Raw genomic sequence first — 15,465 nt, forward strand, 5'->3', positions numbered from 1 at the left:
CGAAACACTATTCCACAGAAATCAGAACCGCCTCGACACGGCGATTGGCCTCTCGGCCCGCTGTCGTCAAGTTGGTTGCGCGTGGCGACAGGTAGCCCACCCCATCCGCCGCAACCTGCGCGGTGTTCACCCCACGAGCCACGACATAGGCCTGCGCCGCCTGTGCGCGGCGGCGGGACAGGACGATATTGGCTTCCAGCGATCCCGTCGCATCGGTATGGCCGACAAAGGTGATCTGCCGGGTCGGGTTGGCGGTCAGGTAGGCTGCGACCGCATCAAGCGACTGCAAGGACCCTTCCCCCAAGGATGCCGAGCCACTGGCGAAATCAAGATCGGCCAGAACCACATGGCCGACACGCTCCAGCTCTGCCACGACGTCGCCTGCATCTTCGGGAATCGTGATCGACGGTGCGGAGGACACCGAGACCGCAGGACGCCCCGGCGGGCCGACTTCGATCAGCTGCACAAACACCGTTTCGCTGTCACGGCTGACCAACAGGCTGAGCGCCTGTGTGGCGTCCGGCGCTTTTGCGGACAGAAACCGATAATCCGACAGGTCGACATACATGTTTGGCGCGCGCAGCACTTCGGTGCCAAACCGGAAATCGAAACCGCCACAGCTCCGGGCGCTGCATTCGAAAATGATGTCGAACCCGTCAGACATCAGCTGCTCCCGCATCGGGCCCAGCACTTGACCGGTGGTAAGACCAGCACCGGAAATGCGCCAAGCCTTGCGGCGCACTTCGCCTTCAAGACTGGCAGACGGCACACCCGTCGCTTCGGTCCAGGCCCCGATGGGCAGGTCATAGCTGCCCGAGGGGACCACGCGCGAGACGGTTTCACGCGCACCGACAGGCAAAGCCAGATCAAGCGCTGCACCGGGGGTGGCCGTGCAGACGATCCCGACGAGACAGACGCCGAAGAGATCAGCGCGCCTGCGTGTGATACTCGTCATTGGGCCGCATATCCGTGGCGCTGGCCACGCGGTTGGTCATGTTGAAGAACCCGGCGACGTTTGCGATGTCCCAGACATCGCGGTCCGAGAATCCCGCGTCCCGCAACGCTTCGCGGTCAAACTCGGCGATTTCAGCGCTTGATTTGGTGATCTTTTCGGCAAAGGCCAGCATGGCCCGGTGGCGATGGGGAAGGTCTGCAACCCGCCAGTTCATCACCAGCATCTCACCCAGTTTTGGATCGTCGGACAGAGCGCGCACGGCGGCACCATGCGCCGTCAGGCAATAGAAACACTTGTTTATCGAACTGACGACCACCGCAATCATTTCGCGTTCAAGTTTGCTCAGACCACTGCCAGCCAGCATCAGATCGTTATACATCGCGGTGAATGCGTTGAGCTTGTCGATATCGAACGCATAGGCCTTGAGCACGTTCGGGATCATGCCCAGCTTGTCCTGACAGACGTCAAAGTATTTCTGCGTCTCCGGGGGAAGCGGGTCCGCCATCGGCAGGTTGAGCGCCGTGGGAAGGGTGTCTTTGGTCATTCGATATCGCTTGTTTTGGGTAAGATGCGGTAGTGATATTGTCCCACAACCTGCATGCCGAGGGAAGCGTAGAGACCATTTGCCCCGTCATTCGCTTGTGTGCACAGGACGCTCATCCAGTTGGCTCCGTTCGCCTTGGCCCAATGCGCGGCCTGTCGCATCAGCCACACTCCCATGCCTTTGCGCCGATGCGCCAATGCAATTTCAAGTGCGTGAACCATCGCGATGCCATCATGGATCGCGCAATAGGCAGCACCAGCCGGTTTGTCGCTGATCCGGCCAAGGATGCTGGTCTTGGGTTCCGGCGCGCGCTCCATGATGGCGACGCGGTCCGGACCGATACCACCCGCGTTCCAGATGTCGCGCGTGATGGCAAGCGGTTCCCAGATCGCAAAGGCGGTCACGCGCGGCACGGGCACATTGGTCAGCTGGTCGATCGGACACACCCAGAGATTGACCGGGTCAATGATCTCGTATCCTCGTGTCGCAAGGGCTGCATCCAGAGCCTCATCCCCTGCGCGGATCATGAACAGGGCATCCTGCCCCAACATGCGCATGGCCGTTTCGGCTGCGGACAGGTCTTCGTCGCGCCACTCACCCTCGGCGGTTGCGGCGCTGACCCGTTTGCCGCCACCCGCCCCGTTTCGCAGCATCCATGGGCCTGCCGGCGTGTGATCCGCGGGCGGCCAGGTCGCCTCGGTTACCTTGTAAAGTGTCTGGACGCTTGGGATCATTCGGAAAACAGCTCGGACAGACGCGTCATCGCGTGATCGAGCCGTGCCCCATCACTTCCGCGGACCACGATGTTTGATCCGTAAGCACCGTTCTGCTGGAACGGATAAGAGCCGATCGCCAGATCAGGAAAGTCCTCGGCTATCCTGCCCAATGGTCCGGCGATATCGCCTTCCCCCCGATCCACGCGCAACGTTTGCGACAGGATCGGCGCGCCGCCGATCAGAGTCGGGATCACGCTGGCGACCATCGCCTGAAAAACCGACGGCACACCCGCCATGACATACACGTTTTCCATCGCGAAACCGGGTGCAATCGACACCGGATTTTCGATCAGCGTCGCGCCATCGGGAATGCGCGCCATACGCTTGCGGGCGTCGTTGAATGCCATCCCTCGGCTGTCGTAATGCGCCTGCAACAGCGCGCGGGCATCTTCGCGCACATCGATAGGCACGCCAAAGGCCGCAGCCACGCAATCGGCGGTGATGTCGTCATGGGTGGGGCCAATGCCGCCGGATGTGATCACGGTGTCATGTGCGCCCCGCAGCGCATTGAGCGCCGAGACAATCGCATTGCGGTCATCGCTGACGATGCGCACCTCGCACAGGTTGATGCCAACCTTGGTCAGTTCCTGCGCCAAATGGTGCATGTTCGCGTCGCGTGTCCGGCCTGAAAGGATTTCGTCCCCGATCACCAGCATCGCGGCGGTTGGATTGGGCATGTGCTGGCTCCTTGATCCGTCGTTTTCTCAGGTATAGGCGGGGGTCATGCGCTTTCAAACCCCTCTTGTTCCGGGCGTTCTTGTCCGGCGATACAAACGGTTCCTGGCTGATGTCACTTTGGCGGACGGGCAAGAGGTGATTGCACATTGTGCCAACCCCGGCTCCATGATGGGTCTGGCCGATCCCGGTCTTCGGGTCTGGCTGGAACCTAATGACGATCCCAAGAAAAAACTGAACTACGGGTGGCGTTTGGTCGAACACGAAAACGGGCATTTCACCGGTGTCGATACCGCCGTGCCAAATCGCATGTTGCGCGCCGCGTTCGAGAACCGCGAGGTGCCGGGTCTGAGCGACTTTGATACAGTGCGGGCCGAGGTGCCGTATGGAGAGAAGAGTCGAATTGATTTCCTTTTGACCCGTCACGGCCAGCCGGACACCTATATCGAGGTCAAGTCTGTAACCCTGTCGCGACAGAATGGTCAAGCCGAATTCCCCGATAGCGTCACCGCGCGGGGCACCAAACATTTGAACGAACTGACAAGGATGGTCCAACAGGGACACCGCGCGATCATGCTTTACCTTGTGCAACGCACGGATTGTACGCGCATGTCGCTGGCATCGGATATAGACCCGATCTACGCAGCGGCATGGACCGCCGCAACACGCGCGGGTGTTGAAACAATGGCACTGGATTGCCAGATAACGTCGGATGCCGTGCGATTGGGCAAACCGATTGCGATGATTTCGCCGGATGGGCCGTAATGTCGCGCCACTGGCCAAGCTGTCACTTCAGGGCTAAAAGCCGTTTAAGTGATTTTTTTGGAGTTCGCCTGTGAACAAAACTGCCGACGGTCGCCTCACTCGTGAAGGCATCCGCATCCACGACCCGTCTGACTTTGCCGGAATGCACAAAGCCGGTGAACTGGCTGCCCGTATTCTGGACGACGTGGCAGAGCATGTGTTCGTCGGCCAGACCACAGCAGTCCTTGATGATTTCATTCGGGCTCGTGTCGAAGAGGCGGGCGCGACATCTGCAACCATCGGATACAAAGGCTATCAGCACGCCAGTTGCATCAGCGTGAATCATGTCGTCTGCCACGGCATTCCGGGCGACAAGAAGCTGAAGGACGGCGATATCCTGAACATCGACGTGACGGTCATTGTCGACGGATGGTTCGGTGACACCAGCCGCATGTATGTCGCCGGAAAACTCAGCCGCAAGTCGGAACGGCTGATTCAGGTGACGCATGATGCGCTTTTCAAAGGCATTGAGGCCGCGAAACCCGGCAACACCTTTGGTGACATCGGCCACGCGATTCAGACCTATGTCGAAGCGAACCGCATGTCGGTTGTGCGCGACTTCTGCGGGCATGGGTTGGGCCGTGTGTTCCATGCGCCGCCCAACGTGCTGCATTACGGACGCGCTGGCAGCGGACCCCGGCTGGAAGAAGGCATGTTCTTCACGATCGAACCAATGGTGAATCTTGGCCGTCCGGAAACCAAGGTTCTTGCCGATGACTGGACAGCTGTGACGCGGGACAAATCGCTGTCTGCGCAGTTCGAGCATTCCATCGGCATCACCTCTGAAGGTTGCGACGTGTTCACGCTGTCTCCGGCCGGTCGGTTTCATCCGACATTTGCCCTCTGAGTGATGCAGGCTTCATGGGCACGCATCCACCGCGTATCCTGACAATCGGGTCAAGCTGCATCAACCGCTTCCAGTTCGACTTCTTTCAGAAACGGCATCCCGAAACAGCCGGGTCTTTTGTGAAATCGCTGTTCGACTGGAACATCGTCTCGCTGGTCGGCACGGAATCGCTTTTGCGGCGGGCTGCGGATCAACAGCTTCTGAGCGTATTGCAGGATACTTCGCAGTTCTTTGTCGAATGGGACGTTCTTTTGTTCAACAAGCAGCTTCCGGGCGTCTGTTTTTTTCACGAACAGGAGATTGCCAAAACCTTTGACGACCAGGCACAAAAAGACCTGCTGAACAGCAAACTGACCCACCAGGCGGCGCCGTTCCTGACCCCGGATTACCCTGGGCGCACACATCTGGTCTGGTCGAACATCCAACCGAACTTGCCGGATACGGTTCATGGCGTGACAGACTGGACCACCTTTCAGTTGACCCCCCAACGCCACTCCGAGGTCAGATCACTGGGGCGTGCCGTTTTCGGGGAAACAACCACCTTTTCTTTCCTGTCGCATGCCGACGACGTGTCACCCGATCTGATCAACGAAGACGATGTACAGGTTGTCGATCTTCCCAGGGGTGACACCTATCTGGGGGCACCTGATCTCTACGAAACGCTTCTTTCGGATATCGTACTCCAGCCACACCACTGACCGCGCAGGCAATTGGGGTGGTTTGTCGCTTTCCCTTGCGCGACCACGCCGCTAAACCGTGTGCCATAGCGGAGGCTCAGATGACAAAGATCACACCACAACCCGGAATCATGGATATTGCGCTGTATGTCGGCGGGAAATCACATGTCGATGGCGTGTCGAATGTGGTCAAGCTCAGCTCGAACGAAAACCCGTTTGGCCCCAGCCCCGCTGCACAAGAGGCGGTGCGTCGCTCTGTACATGAATTGCACCGATATCCCTCGACCGACCACGCCGCCCTGCGCGCAGCGATTGCAGAGGTGTATGACCTGAACGCCGACCAGATCATCTGCGGAGTCGGATCTGACGAGATCATCACATTCCTCTGCCAAGCCTATGCCGGGCCGGGGGATGAGGTCATTCACACCGAACACGGGTTTGCGCTTTACAAGATCTGTGCGCTGGCCGCCGGGGCAACCCCTGTCGAAGTGCCAGAGCACGAACGCGTCACCGATGTGGACGCGATCCTTGGTGCCTGCACCGAAAAGACGAAGCTGGTCTTCATCGCCAATCCGAACAACCCGACCGGCACCATGATCGGTCTGGCCGAGATTGAACGACTGGCCGAAAACCTGCCACCCCAGGCCTTGCTGGTTCTTGACGGGGCGTATGCGGAATTTGTCGAAGGGTATGACGGCGGCACGGCATTGGTTCACGCGCGCGACAATGTCGTCATGACCCGGACCTTTTCCAAGATCTACGGGCTGGGCGGGCTGCGCATCGGGTGGGGCTATGGCCCACAAGAGGTTATTGACGTCCTCAACCGGATTCGCGGGCCTTTCAACCTGTCAGGCACGGCTCTTGCCGCCGCCGAGGTTGCCGTGCGCGACACTGCCTATGTCGAGAAGTGTCGTCTTGAAAACACCCGGTTGCGCGGATGGCTGGCCGAAGCTTTGGCAGAGCACGGCGTGCCGTCGGACACGTCGATGGCCAATTTCGTTCTTGCGCGGTTCACGGATGAGGCCGAGGCCGAAGCCTGCAATCTGTATCTTCAAAAACAGGGGCTTATCGTGCGTCAGGTGGGTTCATACAACCTGCCGCATGCGTTGCGCATCACCGTCGGGGATGAGGCAAGCTGCCGTCGTGTGGCGCATGCCGTAGGACAGTTCAAGGCAGGTGCGCGATGAGCCATATCTATGACCGCGTGGCCCTGATCGGAATGGGGCTGATCGCCTCTTCCATGTTCTGGGCCATGAAGCGAGGTGATCTAGCGGGTCATGTCACCGGCTTTGCGCGCAGCGAAGAAACCCGCGAAACCGCGCGCCGCATTGGACTGTGCGACACGGTTTGCGACACACTGGCCGACGCGGTACGGGACGCGGACCTGATCGTTCTGGCCGTGCCCGTCGGGGTCATGGGCCAGATCGCCGCTGAAATCGCCCCCTATCTCAAGCCCGGCGCGACGCTGACAGATGTCGGGTCGGTCAAAGGCCGGGTGATCGCGGACGTCTCACCCCATGTTCCGGATGGCGTTCACTTTGTCCCGGGGCACCCCTTGGCCGGCACCGAATATTCCGGCCCTGAATCGGGTTTTCCGTCCCTTTTTGACAATCGCTGGTGCCTGATTGTGCCCCCCGAAGGCGCAGACCCACAGGCGGTTGATACGCTCAGCACATTCTGGCGCGGCCTTGGGTCTGACGTTGAACTGATGGAGCCGGATCATCACGATCTGGTCCTGTCGGTGACATCGCATTGCCCTCACCTTATTGCCTACACGATGGTCGGTGTCGCGGACGATCTTGGTCGGGTGACCAACACCGAAGTGATCAAGTACTCGGCGGGCGGCTTCCGCGACTTTACGCGGATTGCCGCATCCGACCCAACCATGTGGCGCGACGTCTTCCTGAGCAACAAGGACGCCACCTTGGAAATTCTCGGGCGGTTCACCGAAGAACTGTTTGCCCTGCAGCGTGCCATTCGTCAGGGTGACGGAGAGTTTCTGCACGATTATTTCACCCGAACGCGCGCCATTCGGCGCAGCATCATCGAAGCGGGTCAGGACACGGCGGCTCCGAACTTTGGTCGGTCTGGGTAAGGCAGGTTAATGCGGATCATTGGTGTTTTGGTGTGTATTTTGGGTTTCGTGTCAGGGGCGGCCATGGCCGCTGCACCCGAGACATCGCTTCGGCCGGTTGCGCGACATGTGACACCTGACGCACCGACACCTGCACTTGCCATTATCCGCCCAACCGCGCGACCCATGGTGCTTGAAACAGCATTGGCCAACAAGTTGGCGGAACAGTTTCAGCGCGACACCGTGCCGTCTGATCAGGGCCAACCCACTAAAATCGTTCCAGCAGGGCAGCGCGCTTTTGCGGTCTTGTCCCCGCAAGCCACCAGCGTTTCTGTCCGACCCAGCCTGCGCCCGAACGGCGTTGTCCAGAAAGCCATGGCGCAACGCCGTGAACGCGCCCGTGGGGCCGTTTGTGGCGATCATTCCATTCAAGGTGAAGCGATTGGATTCGTCCCCGGAAGGCAGTCGGCCTGTGGTGTGAAGGACGGCGTGCGGGTGCGCTCGGTCTCGGGCATCAGCCTGAGCCAGCAGGCCATCATGGATTGCACCACGGCGAACGCCCTGAAGCAATGGGTCGAGAAAGGCATGAAACCCGCGCTCGGAAACACCGGTGGTGGCGTCACACAAATCAGGGTGGCTGCGCATTATGCCTGCCGCACCCGGAACAACCAACCCGGTGCCAAAGTCAGCGAGCATGGCAAAGGTCGTGCCATAGATATTTCCGGATTCCGCTTGCGCGATGGAAGCGAAATCACTGTGCTTCAGGGATGGGATCGTCGCGATACCGGGCCGATCCTGCGCAAGATGCATCAAAGCGCCTGCGGGATATTCGGCACGGTGCTTGGCCCTGAGTCAGACCGCTTCCACAAGGATCACTTCCATTTCGACACGGCCCGGTATCGCAGCGGATCATACTGCAGATAGCGCTACTGGTACGACCGAACGAGGCTTTCCGCGACGAGCGCCCATCCGTCGGCCACAACAAAGAAAGCCAGCTTGAACGGCAAAGACACGATGGCAGGTGGGACCATCATCATCCCCATCGACATCAGCACGGCAGCGACAACAAGGTCGATGATGAGAAACGGCAGGAAGATCAGAAAACCCACCTGAAACGCGCGGGCCAGTTCGGACAGCAGAAAGGTGGAAATCAGGATCGACAAGGGTGTTTCCGGGCTGGGTTCTGTCAGTTCAAGATCCGACCTGATCCGCGCCATGGTTGCAAACGTATCCGCATCCACTTGCGCCGCCATGAACACGCGAAACGGCTCAAATCCGCGCTCAAAGGCGATTTCGGTTTCGATTTCTTCGTTCAGCAGGGGTTCAATCCCCGCGTCCCACGAGGCAAGGAGAACAGGCTCCATCACGAAAAACGTCAGAAAAAGCGCGATGCTGACAATCAGCATGTTCGGAGGCGATTGCTGAAGTCCGATGGCCTGCCGAAGAATTGACAACACGGTGATGATGAAGGGAAAACAGGTGACCGTGATGACGATACCGGGTGCAACGCTGAGCACGGTGATCAAGGCGATCAACTGAAGGGTCGTCGTCGTGACAGACCCACCATTCCCCAGGTCCAGAGACAGGCTTTGCGCCGAGGCCGCGCTGGCGCAAAGCCCGGCAAGACACAGCGCAACGACAAATATGCGGGTCACGACCTAGGCACCCGACGTGCCAAAGTCATTGACCTCGACCAGGCGCACACAAAGCTGCCCATTGTGTTCGCCACTTTCGGTGATTTCAAGAACACCCGTGCCAATCAGACGATCCCCCACATAAAGCTCCACCGGATCTTCGACACGCTTGTCCAAAAGAAGGACAGACCCTTCTTCAAGCTGCAGCAGATCACGCACCAAAGGCCGGGCGCGACCAACCGAAACGGTAATTTCGATCGGAACAGTCGTGAACGCAGCGTCCGCTTTGTGCGTGTCCAGTGTTTCGGTTGAATTACCCATGTGCACGCTTCTCCGATTGGTCATGCAGCACTGCATGAACGGCCTCTGTGATCTGTTTGGACACATCCGAAAGGTCTATGGACAGCTCTTTCGCACCCAGCCGCAATTCGGCCTGACCTTCGGAAACAGCAGTCGATTCCGTTACCGAAATCGGCAAACTGCTGGACGCCTCATTCACGAATTGGGATACCTGCGCGCCAAAACCGGGGGCGACGGCGATTTCGATCTGCACAGTACCGATATCACGGGCGATTTTGGAAAGCTGTTCGGCTATGTGCGCACCAAGCGTATCCCGAGCCAGCGATGGCAGTATTTTCTGCAGGATCTCGTGAAACAGTGGCGTCAGGTTGGACAGAACCTGTGCATGCACATCGTGATAGGTGAACGACAGATCCTGAAGGTTCTGCGCGATTCCGTCAGACAGGTGCGCCCCGTCTTCCGCCTTGGCCTTGATCGCATCATCCCAACCGGCCCGGTAGCCCTTGTCGAACGATTCAAGACGCTCGGACTCAAGCATTTCATCTGAAACCGAAACACTGCTCTCGCCCGAGGCGGGGCTTCCGAAGTCTTCCAGATATGCAGCAAGCGAGGTCATCGTGCGTCCTCTGCTTTCGGCTCGTCAAGCCAACTGCGCAATACTTCGACTGTTTCGCTGCGACGTTCGTCGATCAGTGTCTTCAGACGTGCCACGGCATCTTCGGTCGAGGGGACGGACAACTGCGAACCTGGCTCTGCCAGTATCGGGAGACCGAGTTTAGAATCGTCCGGCTCGATGACACCGTTCAGAACTGGCAGATCAGACGCGGATCCCAGTCCCAACTGGCCCTTTACCGGTGCAGGAAGTTCCACCAACCGCCTCGAGGGGAGCAACAAGGGTCGCACGACAAAGAGCCCCAGAACAAGGGCTACCACTGCCAGAACCGCAATCTGAACGAGGCTCATTGTGTCCAGCTGCCCGGCAAACCAGCCCGGTTCGGCGGGAAGCGATCCAAGCGTTTCCAGAGGTTCGAAGGACAATGATTTCAACGTGATGACATCCCCACGCTCTTCATCATACCCAACGGCTGAAGCGACCAGATCCCGTAGTGCCGACAGTTCTTCGTCCGGCACGGGCACAAAGTTCTGAACCCCTTGGTTGTCGACCACTGTGGTGCCGTTCACCATGACGGCCACGGTCACCCGTTTGATTGCGCCCGGTGACTTGAGGATTTCCCGCGTTGTCTGAGACACCTCATAGTTCAGCCGTTCGCGTGTTTCTGCGCTTTGACGGGTTTCTGTTTCGCTGCTGTTGGCGTCTCCATCGGGCAGGTTGGACGCCACAGTCACCGCGCCCGAGCCGGCATTCTCTGACTGGTCCGACCTTTCTTCGCTGTCGGAACTGATAACAAAACGGCTGTCCGGGTCGAACCTGCGTTCAGTGATGGATTCGGTGTCAGTGATCGCGTCAACGCTGACTTCGACCACGGCATTGCCGCGTCCGACCCGCGCTTCGACCAGCCGCAAGACCCGGTCGCGCAAGATGTCGGTTCGGTCCTGATCATACGACGCGGCCAAAGCACTGCCATCATCCGACAAAAGCCCGGCTTGCGCGTCAATCAAGGAAACATCCGCAGGTTGAAGCCCCGCCACTGCGGACGCCACAAGATGCCGAATCGCCTGAACCTGTGACCTGTCGATAACACCGGATCTGGCCGTGACATGTACAGACGCGCTGGGTGCCAAATCGCGACGGAAGGGATTATCGCTTCCTGATGCGATGTGGACTCTTGCCGTGGCAATATCGGGCGACGACACGATGGTCCGGGCCAATTCACCCTCTTTCGCGCGCAAATAGGCCGCATCAAACATCTGCGACGTGGTGCCAAAGCCCGACAACGAATCCAGAAGTTCGTACCCTTGCCCAGACGACGCGGGCAATCCTTCGCTTGCGAGAGTCAAACGAAGCTGATCGCGGGCAGAATCCGAAACGTAAATCGACGTGCCACGCACCTCGAACGCGGCCCCCTGTTGTTGCAGGGCTTGAACAACTTCGCCGGCAGCCGCCGCGTCAAGGCCCGAATATAGCAGCGTCATCCTGGGCTGCGCCACCAGACGTGACATGCCTAGAACGGCCAGAAAAATCGCAATCGTCGATCCGACCACGACCGCTTTTCGCGCGTTGGTCAGACTTCGCCAAACCGGCAGAATTTGCTGCACCGATACCCTCCGAACCCAAAACATTCTGTTTCGTTGATGGGTCGGTTATTGCCGGTTCGTGTTAACAATCGGTTAGTGCCTGATCCCTAAAAGTCCTGTCATGAATTCTGGGATGGACGGGTATGGAAACGGCTGACACAGCGGATACTGATACCGGCGAAAAAGCAAAAAAATCTTCCGCGATTGGGCTTATCCTGTCTGTCCTGTTGTGCCTCCTGGGTGCCGGGCTCGGCTACTTTGGGATCTCAAGCGGGATGATTCCCCTGGGGCACACCACGTCCGAAACGCCGGCGCCGCATGATGCGCCTGCAGCACTGCCAGACATTGCCTTTGTGGACATTCCTACCTTGATTGTCACGCTGCCACCCGGCGCGACCAACGAACATTTGCGCTTTTCGGGTCAGATCGAAGTGCCCACGAAATATCAAGGCGATGTCGAATATCTTTTGCCGCGAATCCAGGACGTGATGAACGGCTATCTTCGCGCTTTGACCGCGGAAGACATCGAAGGCCCCGGAGCATTGTTCAAGATCCGCCTGCACCTGTTTCGCCGCATCGTGATGGTAGTGGGCCTGGGAAAGGCAAACAGTCTTCTTGTCACAGAATTTATCCTGAATTGAGGGAGAAACATGGAATTGGTTGCTGATATCCTCCTGGTTGCAGGGGCGCTTGGCGCAGGGCTTTATTGCTTTGTCCTGTCCCGCCGTCTGACGCGCTTTACCGACCTTGAAAATGGCGTGGGTGCGGCGGTGGCGGTCTTGTCGGCACAGGTCACGGACCTGCAAACGGCTTTGGAAAACGCCCAGAAGACCGCGACTCACTCCACCGACAGCCTTGAGGATCTGACGGGTCGCGCCGAAGATGCGGCAAAGCGGTTGGAGCTGATGGTCGCGTCCCTGCATGATCTCCCAGGTGCTCAGACCATTTCGCCCACCCCACCCCCGGCAACGGGCCCCGTCTTTTCGCGCCATGCAGGAGATGCGCGATGATCCGCAGTACAAAGATGCCCAGATCACGCCAGAAACGCACGCAAAAGGGTACCCTTGCCATCATCGGGGCGCTCTTGATTCTGTCTGCGGGCGTTCGCCTTGCGACTGAGGCGGGCCAGGTAATCGCCAGCGAAACAGGCCAAGACACTGCACAGGAAGAAGTGATCGAAACCCCAACGATGGATCTCGCGCGTCCCGCCCAGATGGAAGAAGCGCTGGCAGCCATAAAGAACCGCGAAGCGCGATTGATCGAACGCGAAACGGAAATGGATGAACGGGAATCGACAATCGAAGCCGCCGAATACGCCATCAAGGTAGAACTGATCAAACTCGAAGAGGCCGAACAAAGCCTGAGAGAAACGATCTCGCTAGCCTCCGTCGCCGCGGAAGAGGACCTTTCACAACTTACCAACGTCTACGCCAACATGAAACCAAAACAGGCGTCAGCCTTGTTCGAACAAATGGATTCGACCTTCGCGGCGGGTTTTCTTGCACGAATGTCATCTGACAGCGCCGCAAGGATCATGGCAGGCATGACGCCCGAAAAGGCCTACCAGATCAGCGTGGAATTGGCAGGGCGCAATGCCGACATTCCGCTAGATTAGTGCATTAGCCAGTCAAAGCAGAAGCATGCGCAAATGCGATTTTTGGCTCATCTCAAAGATTGTTATTTTTTATTTAAAATCAATGACTTAAAAACACACGCCTTGATGCCCCAAAAAACATGAATGCGTGCGCAAACAGCAAAAAGCGTGCGCAAGCAAAATTCGCCTTGACCACGGCAGGATACCAGCTGGCAGCTACATCCTGAAGAGACAAAAAAAACCCGCGCAAAGCGCGGGTTGAGTACTTCAATTATCCAGTGAAGTCAGGAGTAGGTAGCGGATTGGAACAGCGCAGTTCTTCGAAACGCCGTCGCATACGCACTGTGGGTATACGGGGTCGTCGCCTCATGCATTCCTGTTTTCGATGCCCATGTATCAATGAAATGATTGCGATTGAGCTCACTGGATTGATTGGTCAGCGCTCTGCAAACAGCCTTCATGGTCAACTCGCAAACCACTCCCCATCGGAAAGCACTCGCCGTGGCAAGCCTGTGTAAAAAATCGTCGGTAAACAACTCGTCTGCGAATGCGAGCTTGGCCTCCAAGGCATAGCTCTGCACAATAGAATTGATCGTTTCGGCCTCCTCCTCAAAATTAATTTCTTCAAGTCGCACATGCGTGACCTTGCGAAACAGTTGCTCAAATTTTGGAATTTGATCCTCAAGTATCCGAACACCGGACAAGATCAGCAACATAGGCCAATCTGGACCCTTCAGCATTGTCTTGAAGCAATCCAGAACCTCCTCCAATGCAGCATCGTTTTTTCGGGCAAGGATGTGTTGAACTTCGTCGTACCAAATACCCACAATGCCTTGGCCCTCGCCTTGTTGCTTGATGCGACGACTAATCTTAGATTGCGTGGAGCGTGCTCTCTCAGAGAGAGAATAGCCCGTTGCATGAAGAGTGTTCTTCCCGAGGTCCTTCCACGTGCCCTTTCCATCTAAAAGACATATCTTGATTGAAGCGTTGGTACCATTTGGCAACGCCACTCCATGCGAGTTGAAATCGCGAAGGAGGTTTACCAACTCAGTGGTTTTCCCTGCACCGCTTTCGCCAGTGACCAACAACACTTCACCTTCGAACTGGGACCCGCTCTGCAGTCGACCAAGATGCCAACTGAACATCGTCTTGAGTTCTTACTTCAGGCGATCTGCTCGTGCGAGGGGATATAATCGACCATTAAAGTCACTGATGCTTGCACAATTTCCTGATCTACAAAACCGCTCACAACTTGCTCTCCGTGATTTTTCCAAATAATTTAAGTGCGGAGCTATTGACGGCTTCGTCCTTGCCTGAACCTTCTGTAAAGCTCCTCGATGCTGACCCTCGCTTGGCATAGTCCATGATGCTTCCAGCGCGCACAGTTCCCTGGACGTTTGAACCGCGCCGGGTTTGCCGGAGGCTAATTTGTCTTAGTTACGCGGCCATGTCTGATCTTTCCAGAGCTGCATAGAAGTTTGCCTCGGCCTCTGCGGGCGGAATGTTCCCGATTGGCACCAGCAGTCGGCGATTGTTGAACCAATCGACCCATTCGAGGGTGGCGTATTCTACAGCGTCGCAACTGCGCCATGGGCCGTGACGGTGGATGACTTCTGTCTTGAACAACCCGTTGATCGTTTCGGCGAGAGCGTTGTCATAGGAATCTCCGACACTGCCGACGGACGGGGCGATCTTCGCCTCAGCCAGCCGTTCAGTGTACTTGATCGACAGATATTGGGCGGATTCAACCGGTCGTCGCAACACCCCTTTGATGGAGGTGTAGATGACAAAAACTGGCAGACGAAAGTCCGAACGTTCGACCCGGGACAAATTAAACTCTCCAGGAAGGCCGCCAGTCTGGCAACGTGAGAATCTATGCCGGTTCTGGCGGGCCGTTGCGGAGGGGCTATCCAGTGAGGATGCCGCCGTTGAAGCCGGTGTCTCTGCCCCGGTCGGAACCCGCTGGTTTAGGAGTTCTGGCGGAATGCCTCCCACACATCTTGCACCATCGGCCCCTGCACCGAAGCGCCGTAGTCTTTCCTTCGCAGAACGTGAGGAAATAGCTTTGGAGTGCGCGAGGGGCACAGGTGTTTGTGCCATCGCCCGGAAGCTGAAGAGATCGCCCAGCACGATCTCCCGAGAGATCAGGCGCAACTCGGCAACCCGTGGCGGAGACTTCGACTACCGTGCGATCAACGCACAGTGGCATGCTGATCGTGCGGCTAAGCGGCCGAAAGCTAGCACTACTTTGGCAGATTTTCGCTGATCTGATATTCACCGGATTCACTGGGGACGTTTTGGGTGATTCATAGGGAGCCAGCATTGAGGGAGGCTGGCGGTTTATGGGAACCTGGCGGGACGATCTGGAAGGTTGGCTGGCACCGTTTGT

At 57.7% G+C, this 15,465-nt stretch carries 18 protein-coding genes and 2 pseudogenes; 10 read left to right on the forward strand and 10 right to left on the reverse strand.

Annotation, left to right across the window (positions count from 1 at the left end):
• Positions 1 to 7: 7 nt before the first annotated feature.
• From ACTIEN_RS20680 to ACTIEN_RS20695, 4 genes are read right to left on the reverse strand one after another with little or no spacing between them, the layout of a single operon-like run.
• Positions 8 to 955 (reverse strand): OmpA family protein, encoded by a 948-nt coding sequence (locus ACTIEN_RS20680; RefSeq protein ID WP_439525044.1) that lies wholly within the window; start codon positions 953 to 955, stop codon positions 8 to 10.
• Positions 927 to 1,499 carry a peroxidase-related enzyme gene (locus ACTIEN_RS20685; RefSeq protein ID WP_439525045.1) on the reverse strand — a complete coding sequence of 191 codons (573 nt, stop codon included), beginning with the start codon at positions 1,497 to 1,499 and terminating at the stop codon, positions 927 to 929. The genes ACTIEN_RS20680 and ACTIEN_RS20685 overlap by 29 nt, the downstream gene beginning before the upstream one ends.
• Positions 1,496 to 2,233, reverse strand: coding sequence for a GNAT family N-acetyltransferase (locus ACTIEN_RS20690; RefSeq protein ID WP_439525046.1), 738 nt, complete (start codon positions 2,231 to 2,233; stop codon positions 1,496 to 1,498). The genes ACTIEN_RS20685 and ACTIEN_RS20690 overlap by 4 nt, the downstream gene beginning before the upstream one ends.
• Positions 2,230 to 2,952, reverse strand: coding sequence for a competence/damage-inducible protein A (locus ACTIEN_RS20695; protein WP_439525047.1), 723 nt, complete (start codon positions 2,950 to 2,952; stop codon positions 2,230 to 2,232). Before ACTIEN_RS20695 ends, ACTIEN_RS20690 begins: the two co-directional genes overlap by 4 nt.
• Before the next feature lie 46 nt (positions 2,953 to 2,998).
• Here ACTIEN_RS20695 and sfsA point away from each other — a divergent pair, with 46 nt between their 5' ends.
• The 6 genes from sfsA to ACTIEN_RS20725 all read left to right on the forward strand — a co-directional run bounded on the left by sfsA (position 2,999) and on the right by ACTIEN_RS20725 (position 8,276).
• Positions 2,999 to 3,715, forward strand: a complete 717-nt coding sequence (sfsA, locus tag ACTIEN_RS20700) for a DNA/RNA nuclease SfsA (RefSeq protein ID WP_439525048.1) — start codon at positions 2,999 to 3,001, stop codon at positions 3,713 to 3,715.
• A 70-nt stretch (positions 3,716 to 3,785) separates the two neighbouring features.
• Positions 3,786 to 4,601, forward strand: a complete 816-nt coding sequence (map, locus tag ACTIEN_RS20705) for a type I methionyl aminopeptidase (protein WP_439525049.1) — start codon at positions 3,786 to 3,788, stop codon at positions 4,599 to 4,601.
• Between the two features lie 14 nt (positions 4,602 to 4,615).
• Positions 4,616 to 5,299, forward strand: coding sequence for a hypothetical protein (locus ACTIEN_RS20710; protein WP_439525050.1), 684 nt, complete (start codon positions 4,616 to 4,618; stop codon positions 5,297 to 5,299).
• A gap of 80 nt (positions 5,300 to 5,379) precedes the next feature.
• Positions 5,380 to 6,465, forward strand: coding sequence for a histidinol-phosphate transaminase (gene hisC, locus ACTIEN_RS20715; protein ID WP_439525051.1), 1,086 nt, complete (start codon positions 5,380 to 5,382; stop codon positions 6,463 to 6,465).
• The gene (locus ACTIEN_RS20720) at positions 6,462 to 7,373 is read left to right on the forward strand and encodes a prephenate/arogenate dehydrogenase family protein (RefSeq protein ID WP_439525052.1); all 912 of its coding nucleotides are present in this window, start codon (positions 6,462 to 6,464) and stop codon (positions 7,371 to 7,373) included. The genes hisC and ACTIEN_RS20720 overlap by 4 nt, the downstream gene beginning before the upstream one ends.
• Positions 7,374 to 7,436: 63 nt before the next feature.
• Positions 7,437 to 8,276, forward strand: a complete 840-nt coding sequence (locus ACTIEN_RS20725) for an extensin-like domain-containing protein (protein ID WP_439525053.1) — start codon at positions 7,437 to 7,439, stop codon at positions 8,274 to 8,276.
• Positions 8,277 to 8,278: 2 nt separating this feature from the next.
• Here the strand turns inward: ACTIEN_RS20725 and fliP are convergent, their stop codons facing one another.
• The 4 genes from fliP to fliF are packed head-to-tail and all read right to left on the reverse strand — an operon-like array spanning position 8,279 to position 11,503.
• On the reverse strand, positions 8,279 to 9,007 hold the full coding sequence (gene fliP / locus ACTIEN_RS20730; protein WP_439525054.1) for a flagellar type III secretion system pore protein FliP: 729 nt from the start codon (positions 9,005 to 9,007) through the stop codon (positions 8,279 to 8,281).
• 3 nt (positions 9,008 to 9,010) lie between these two features.
• The gene (locus ACTIEN_RS20735; protein WP_439525055.1) at positions 9,011 to 9,307 is read right to left on the reverse strand and encodes a FliM/FliN family flagellar motor switch protein; all 297 of its coding nucleotides are present in this window, start codon (positions 9,305 to 9,307) and stop codon (positions 9,011 to 9,013) included.
• Entirely contained in the window at positions 9,300 to 9,902 is a 603-nt protein-coding gene (locus ACTIEN_RS20740) for an ABC transporter ATP-binding protein (RefSeq protein WP_439525056.1), read from the reverse strand. Before ACTIEN_RS20740 ends, ACTIEN_RS20735 begins: the two co-directional genes overlap by 8 nt.
• Positions 9,899 to 11,503, reverse strand: coding sequence for a flagellar basal-body MS-ring/collar protein FliF (gene fliF / locus ACTIEN_RS20745; protein WP_439525057.1), 1,605 nt, complete (start codon positions 11,501 to 11,503; stop codon positions 9,899 to 9,901). The genes ACTIEN_RS20740 and fliF overlap by 4 nt, the downstream gene beginning before the upstream one ends.
• 122 nt (positions 11,504 to 11,625) lie before the next feature.
• On the opposite strand from fliF, the gene ACTIEN_RS20750 reads away from it, so the two are divergent.
• Genes ACTIEN_RS20750 through ACTIEN_RS20760 form a run of 3 tightly spaced genes read left to right on the forward strand, consistent with a single transcriptional unit; the run spans position 11,626 to position 13,097 of the window.
• Positions 11,626 to 12,123 carry a flagellar basal body-associated FliL family protein gene (locus tag ACTIEN_RS20750; RefSeq protein ID WP_439525058.1) on the forward strand — a complete coding sequence of 166 codons (498 nt, stop codon included), beginning with the start codon at positions 11,626 to 11,628 and terminating at the stop codon, positions 12,121 to 12,123.
• Positions 12,124 to 12,132: 9 nt separating this feature from the next.
• Positions 12,133 to 12,492: a hypothetical protein gene (locus tag ACTIEN_RS20755; RefSeq protein WP_439525059.1), complete on the forward strand. Its 360-nt coding sequence runs from the start codon at positions 12,133 to 12,135 to the stop codon at positions 12,490 to 12,492.
• Positions 12,489 to 13,097 carry a MotE family protein gene (locus tag ACTIEN_RS20760; RefSeq protein WP_439525060.1) on the forward strand — a complete coding sequence of 203 codons (609 nt, stop codon included), beginning with the start codon at positions 12,489 to 12,491 and terminating at the stop codon, positions 13,095 to 13,097. Before ACTIEN_RS20755 ends, ACTIEN_RS20760 begins: the two co-directional genes overlap by 4 nt.
• A 263-nt stretch (positions 13,098 to 13,360) precedes the next feature.
• On the opposite strand, the gene ACTIEN_RS20765 is transcribed toward ACTIEN_RS20760, so the two are convergent.
• Both ACTIEN_RS20765 and ACTIEN_RS20770 read right to left on the reverse strand, forming a co-directional pair.
• Positions 13,361 to 14,221, reverse strand: coding sequence for an ATP-binding protein (locus ACTIEN_RS20765; RefSeq protein ID WP_439525061.1), 861 nt, complete (start codon positions 14,219 to 14,221; stop codon positions 13,361 to 13,363).
• 292 nt (positions 14,222 to 14,513) lie between these two features.
• Positions 14,514 to 14,816: pseudogene (locus tag ACTIEN_RS20770) on the reverse strand (integrase core domain-containing protein); the annotation flags it as partial.
• A gap of 43 nt (positions 14,817 to 14,859) precedes the next feature.
• Here ACTIEN_RS20770 and ACTIEN_RS20775 point away from each other — a divergent pair.
• A pseudogene (locus ACTIEN_RS20775) lies at positions 14,860 to 15,312 on the forward strand (helix-turn-helix domain-containing protein); the annotation flags it as partial.
• Positions 15,313 to 15,465 lie beyond the last annotated feature (153 nt).

Origin of the sequence: Marivita sp. (assembly GCF_051859345.1) — a bacterium.
Classification (GTDB): Bacteria; Pseudomonadota; Alphaproteobacteria; order Rhodobacterales; family Rhodobacteraceae; genus Marivita.

Excerpts from the sequence above, each read along its gene's own strand:
- ACTIEN_RS20680 (WP_439525044.1), bottom strand. The coding sequence starts at position 955 with ATGACGAGTATCACACGCAGGCGCGCTGATCTCTTCGGCGTCTGTCTC.
- ACTIEN_RS20685 (WP_439525045.1), bottom strand. The coding sequence starts at position 1,499 with ATGACCAAAGACACCCTTCCCACGGCGCTCAACCTGCCGATGGCGGAC.
- ACTIEN_RS20690 (WP_439525046.1), bottom strand. The coding sequence starts at position 2,233 with ATGATCCCAAGCGTCCAGACACTTTACAAGGTAACCGAGGCGACCTGG.
- ACTIEN_RS20695 (WP_439525047.1), bottom strand. The coding sequence starts at position 2,952 with ATGCCCAATCCAACCGCCGCGATGCTGGTGATCGGGGACGAAATCCTT.
- sfsA (WP_439525048.1), top strand. The coding sequence starts at position 2,999 with ATGCGCTTTCAAACCCCTCTTGTTCCGGGCGTTCTTGTCCGGCGATAC.
- ACTIEN_RS20710 (WP_439525050.1), top strand. The coding sequence starts at position 4,616 with ATGGGCACGCATCCACCGCGTATCCTGACAATCGGGTCAAGCTGCATC.
- hisC (WP_439525051.1), top strand. The coding sequence starts at position 5,380 with ATGACAAAGATCACACCACAACCCGGAATCATGGATATTGCGCTGTAT.
- ACTIEN_RS20720 (WP_439525052.1), top strand. The coding sequence starts at position 6,462 with ATGAGCCATATCTATGACCGCGTGGCCCTGATCGGAATGGGGCTGATC.
- ACTIEN_RS20725 (WP_439525053.1), top strand. The coding sequence starts at position 7,437 with ATGGCCGCTGCACCCGAGACATCGCTTCGGCCGGTTGCGCGACATGTG.
- ACTIEN_RS20735 (WP_439525055.1), bottom strand. The coding sequence starts at position 9,307 with ATGGGTAATTCAACCGAAACACTGGACACGCACAAAGCGGACGCTGCG.
- ACTIEN_RS20740 (WP_439525056.1), bottom strand. The coding sequence starts at position 9,902 with ATGACCTCGCTTGCTGCATATCTGGAAGACTTCGGAAGCCCCGCCTCG.
- ACTIEN_RS20750 (WP_439525058.1), top strand. The coding sequence starts at position 11,626 with ATGGAAACGGCTGACACAGCGGATACTGATACCGGCGAAAAAGCAAAA.
- ACTIEN_RS20755 (WP_439525059.1), top strand. The coding sequence starts at position 12,133 with ATGGAATTGGTTGCTGATATCCTCCTGGTTGCAGGGGCGCTTGGCGCA.
- ACTIEN_RS20760 (WP_439525060.1), top strand. The coding sequence starts at position 12,489 with ATGATCCGCAGTACAAAGATGCCCAGATCACGCCAGAAACGCACGCAA.
- ACTIEN_RS20765 (WP_439525061.1), bottom strand. The coding sequence starts at position 14,221 with ATGTTCAGTTGGCATCTTGGTCGACTGCAGAGCGGGTCCCAGTTCGAA.